A 3432-nucleotide genomic window follows, 5' to 3' on the forward strand; every position below is an offset into this window, starting at 1 on the left:
GCGCGCGGGTCGACGGCGGCCCGGTGGCGGCCAACGCGTCGACGCTCGTGCCGGCCGCTGGCACGGGCGTGCGGTCGCTCGCCGTGCTGCCGCTGGCCTCGGCCACGGCGTCGAAGACGGACCGGGCGCTGCGCGTCGGCATGGCCGATGCCGTTGCGGCGCGGCTCGGGCAGATGGCCTTGCTCACGGTGAGGCCGACCAGCACGACGGTCGAGTATCTCGACCGCGCCTACGATGCGGCGGAGGTGGGGCGCAGGCTGCGGGTGGACGCGGTCCTGCATGGCAGCCTGCACCGGGTCGGCTCACAACTGCACACCACCATGCGGCTGGTGGAGGTGGCGTCGGGCCGCGTGATCTGGACCGAGCAGCTGACCACGGAACTCGCCCACCTGCTGCGCGGCGCATCGTCGTTCTCCTACCGCGTGAGCGCGGCCGTCGGGGAGCGACTCGCCTTGCCGCGCCAGCCGGTGCCCGGTGCTGTGAGCGACGTCAATGTCGACGCGCAGGACGCCTACCTGCGTGGCACGCTGGCCCTGGCGACGGCGATGCGCGAGGTGGGGAACATCTTCACGGCGCGCGATGCCTTCGAACTCGCCATTCGTCGCGATCCGAACTTCGGCTTTGCCCACGCCGCCCTGGCCAACACCTACACCCTGGCCGGGTCGCTGACGATTCTGGCGCCACAGGATGCGTATCCGCGGGCGGAACGGGCGGCGCGGCGCGCCCTCGACCTGGATCCGGACATGGTGTCGGCCCTTGTCGCCATCGGCGAGGTGGAGGCCGACTACAACTGGAACTGGGCGGCCGCGGAAGCGAGCTTTCGCCGTGCGCTGGCCCTGGCCCCCAACAGCAGTCACGTCAACCAGATCTACGCCGAGTTCCTGGCGCGGCAGGGGCGCTTCGCCGAGGCTGCGGTGCACACGAGCCGTGCCGCCGAGCAGGACCCGACACGGGTCAACTACATCGCCGTCCGGGCCCTGCACTACTACCTCGAACACCGGTTCGACGACGCGATCGCCGAAGCCCGCAAGGCGATCGCGATCGATCGGCAGACATACCTGGCCTACCTGTATCTCTCGATGGCCCACGCCGCCAAGGGGGACTACGCCGCGGGGCTCGAGGCGGCGCGTCAGGCGACGGCGCTGACGGGTGGCGCGCCGTCGGACCTGTTCGTCGCCGCGTGCAACTACGCCCTCATGAACGATCGGGCCACCGCCGAGGCGACCCTCGCGCGCCTGCAGGCCCAGGGACGCACCAGGTACATCGACCCGTTCATCTACGTGGCGATTCACGCCTTTCTCGGCGATACCGAGCGTGCATTCGAGTGGCTGGAGCGCTCCTACGTCGAGCGGTCGTACTGGATGACGGGCATTCGGGTGCAACCCGTGGTCGACTCGCTGCGCGGCGATCCCCGGTTCGCCGAGATGCTCCGCAGGATGCAGCTCGACTAGGCGTCGCGCCCGCGGCGCGACGCCTGGTCGCACGCCGCGCTCACCGCGTCGGCTCGGTGATGGGCAACTGTCGCGCCGCCGGGACCGTCGGTGCGACGATCTCGAAGGTCACCTCCAGCACACCGTTGGTGAACGTCGCCACGGCCGTGTCGGACTTGACCGTTTTCGGCAGGGCGATCGCTCTCGAGAAGTGCCCGTACGACCGCTCGGTGCGGAAGTAGTCGTCGACCTTCTCGCGCGACGACGCCTGTCGCTCGCCTTCGATCGTCAGCAGGTTCTCCGTGAGCGCCACCGAAATCTGCTCGCGCGTCATGCCTGGCAGGTCAGCCCGCACCACCAGGCGGCCCTCCTGCTCCTGGACTTCGATGGATGGCATCCAGACCGCATGCGAGCGCTCGAAGATCCGTGCCCCGATTGGCCAGCGGCCGATGCCGAAGCCGGCGTCGTTGAAGAACGCCTCGATGTCGTCGCTGATCGTCCGCATCAGTCCCAGTGCCGGGTGAGATGGTGCGGGCGTGACGGCCTTGTCGATCGGACGTGCGATGGTGCTTGTCGCCATGATGCTCCCTCCGGGGAGTGTGCACGCATCCGCGGTCTCCTTCTCGACGCCGGCGACCTCACCGGCAGGATGGACGTACGCGTGCGTCTGACGAGGGCGATGCATTACGCGTGCCGGCCAGCGGCGCCTTCCGTGCGCGGCAGCCTTCAGGCGTGGAGCGGTGGCACCCAGCCCGAGAGGCTCATGCTGATGTAGGGGTCGGTCGACGCGAGGAGCGCATCGATGCCGCCATCGAAGGTGATCACCCCGTCGTTCAGCACCAGGAAGGTGACCTCGCGAGCGCTGCGATGCGGCGCCGGCGCGATGACGATGCCGTCCGGCGTGGACACCGCTTCGTGTCCGGCCATGTAGAACGCGTCCTCGAGCTGGTGGGTCACCAGCAGGGTCGTGACGTGCTCGAGATCGCGCAGGGCAAGGATGCCGGCATCCACGGTCTTGGCCGTGATCGGGTCGAGACCCGAGGTCGGTTCGTCGAGCAGCAGCAGGCGCGGCCGCGCCGCCATCGCGCGCGCGACCGCGACGCGGCGCCGTTGTCCGCCGGACAACGCCGCCGGGCTGCGGTCGATGAACTCCTGCAGCCCGGTCACTGCGAGCATCTCCTCGACACGCGCCCTGATCACGTCGGCGGGCTGCCGGTGTTCTTCCTTCAGCTTGAAGCCGATGTTCTCCTCGACCGTGAGCGAGTCGAAGAGCGCGCCCTCCTGGAACAGCATCCCGATGCTGTCGCGCACCGGCATCAACTCGGGCTCCGACAGGCCGTCGATGCGGACGCCATGCACATGGATGGCACCCGCGTCGGGCCGAACCAGGCCCAGGATCATCTTGAGGACCAGGGATTTCCCGGAACCGCTCGGGCCCATGAGGATGGCCATGTGCCCCTCTGGGATCGAGAAGCTGACATCACGCATGACCACGGTCTCGTCGAAGGCGAGGGCGACGTGTTCGAAGACGACGGCCGGGACGTCGCTCACGAAGCCCGGCGCCGCATCGCCTGCCGCTCGTTGAGTTTCCGGAGCAGGCCGGCGATGGTCAGCACGCCCACCAACCGGCCGCGCTCCAGCACCGGCACGCAGCCCGCCACATGGCCGTCGAGCACCGCCAGGGCCCGGGCCACGGAGCAGTCGCTGGTCACCGCGATCGGCCCCTGAGGGAGGTACTCGGCCAGGGTGCGGTCGCGTCGGTGGGCCTTGCCGCGGGTGCCGTCCAGTCGTGCGCGCGTGACCACACCCAGGATGCGGTCGCGCTCGGTGACCACGAGCGCCTGGAGATCGTGCGTGCGCATGTGGTCCCAGGCCTGGTCGGCGCCGGTGCACGCGTCAGCCACGGCCACCCGCGTGTCCATCACGTCAGCTGCGCGCATGCGTCTGTCCTTTCGTGCGCGGACGCCTCGGCGAGGCGTCCCTCCCAACGACTGGACGCCTC

General features: G+C 69.6%; 4 protein-coding genes. 1 reads left to right on the forward strand and 3 read right to left on the reverse strand.

The genetic code is table 11. The features are described 5' to 3' along the window. Positions 1–1451: hypothetical protein (locus tag Q0C41_RS30690; protein ID WP_291990732.1), on the forward strand; the 1451-nt coding region annotated here is incomplete at its 5' end. 40 nt (positions 1452–1491) lie between these two features. Here the strand turns inward: Q0C41_RS30690 and Q0C41_RS30695 are convergent. From Q0C41_RS30695 to Q0C41_RS30705, 3 genes are all read right to left on the reverse strand, one after another. After that, complete coding sequence (locus Q0C41_RS30695) at positions 1492–2010, reverse strand: Hsp20/alpha crystallin family protein (protein ID WP_291990734.1); 519 nt, start codon at positions 2008–2010, stop codon at positions 1492–1494. A gap of 146 nt (positions 2011–2156) precedes the next feature. After that, a complete protein-coding gene (locus Q0C41_RS30700) occupies positions 2157–2981 on the reverse strand; it encodes an ATP-binding cassette domain-containing protein (RefSeq protein ID WP_291990736.1) in 825 nt (274 codons plus the stop codon). Further along, complete coding sequence (locus Q0C41_RS30705) at positions 2978–3370, reverse strand: CBS domain-containing protein (protein WP_291990738.1); 393 nt, start codon at positions 3368–3370, stop codon at positions 2978–2980. Before Q0C41_RS30705 ends, Q0C41_RS30700 begins: the two co-directional genes overlap by 4 nt. Positions 3371–3432 lie beyond the last annotated feature (62 nt).

This window comes from Luteitalea sp. (assembly GCF_022842525.1).
Lineage (GTDB): Bacteria > Acidobacteriota > Vicinamibacteria > Vicinamibacterales > Vicinamibacteraceae > Luteitalea.

Coding starts and splice junctions, on each gene's coding strand:
- Q0C41_RS30695 (WP_291990734.1), bottom strand. CDS start 2,010: ATGGCGACAAGCACCATCGCACGTCCGATCGACAAGGCCGTCACGCCC.
- Q0C41_RS30705 (WP_291990738.1), bottom strand. CDS start 3,370: ATGCGCGCAGCTGACGTGATGGACACGCGGGTGGCCGTGGCTGACGCG.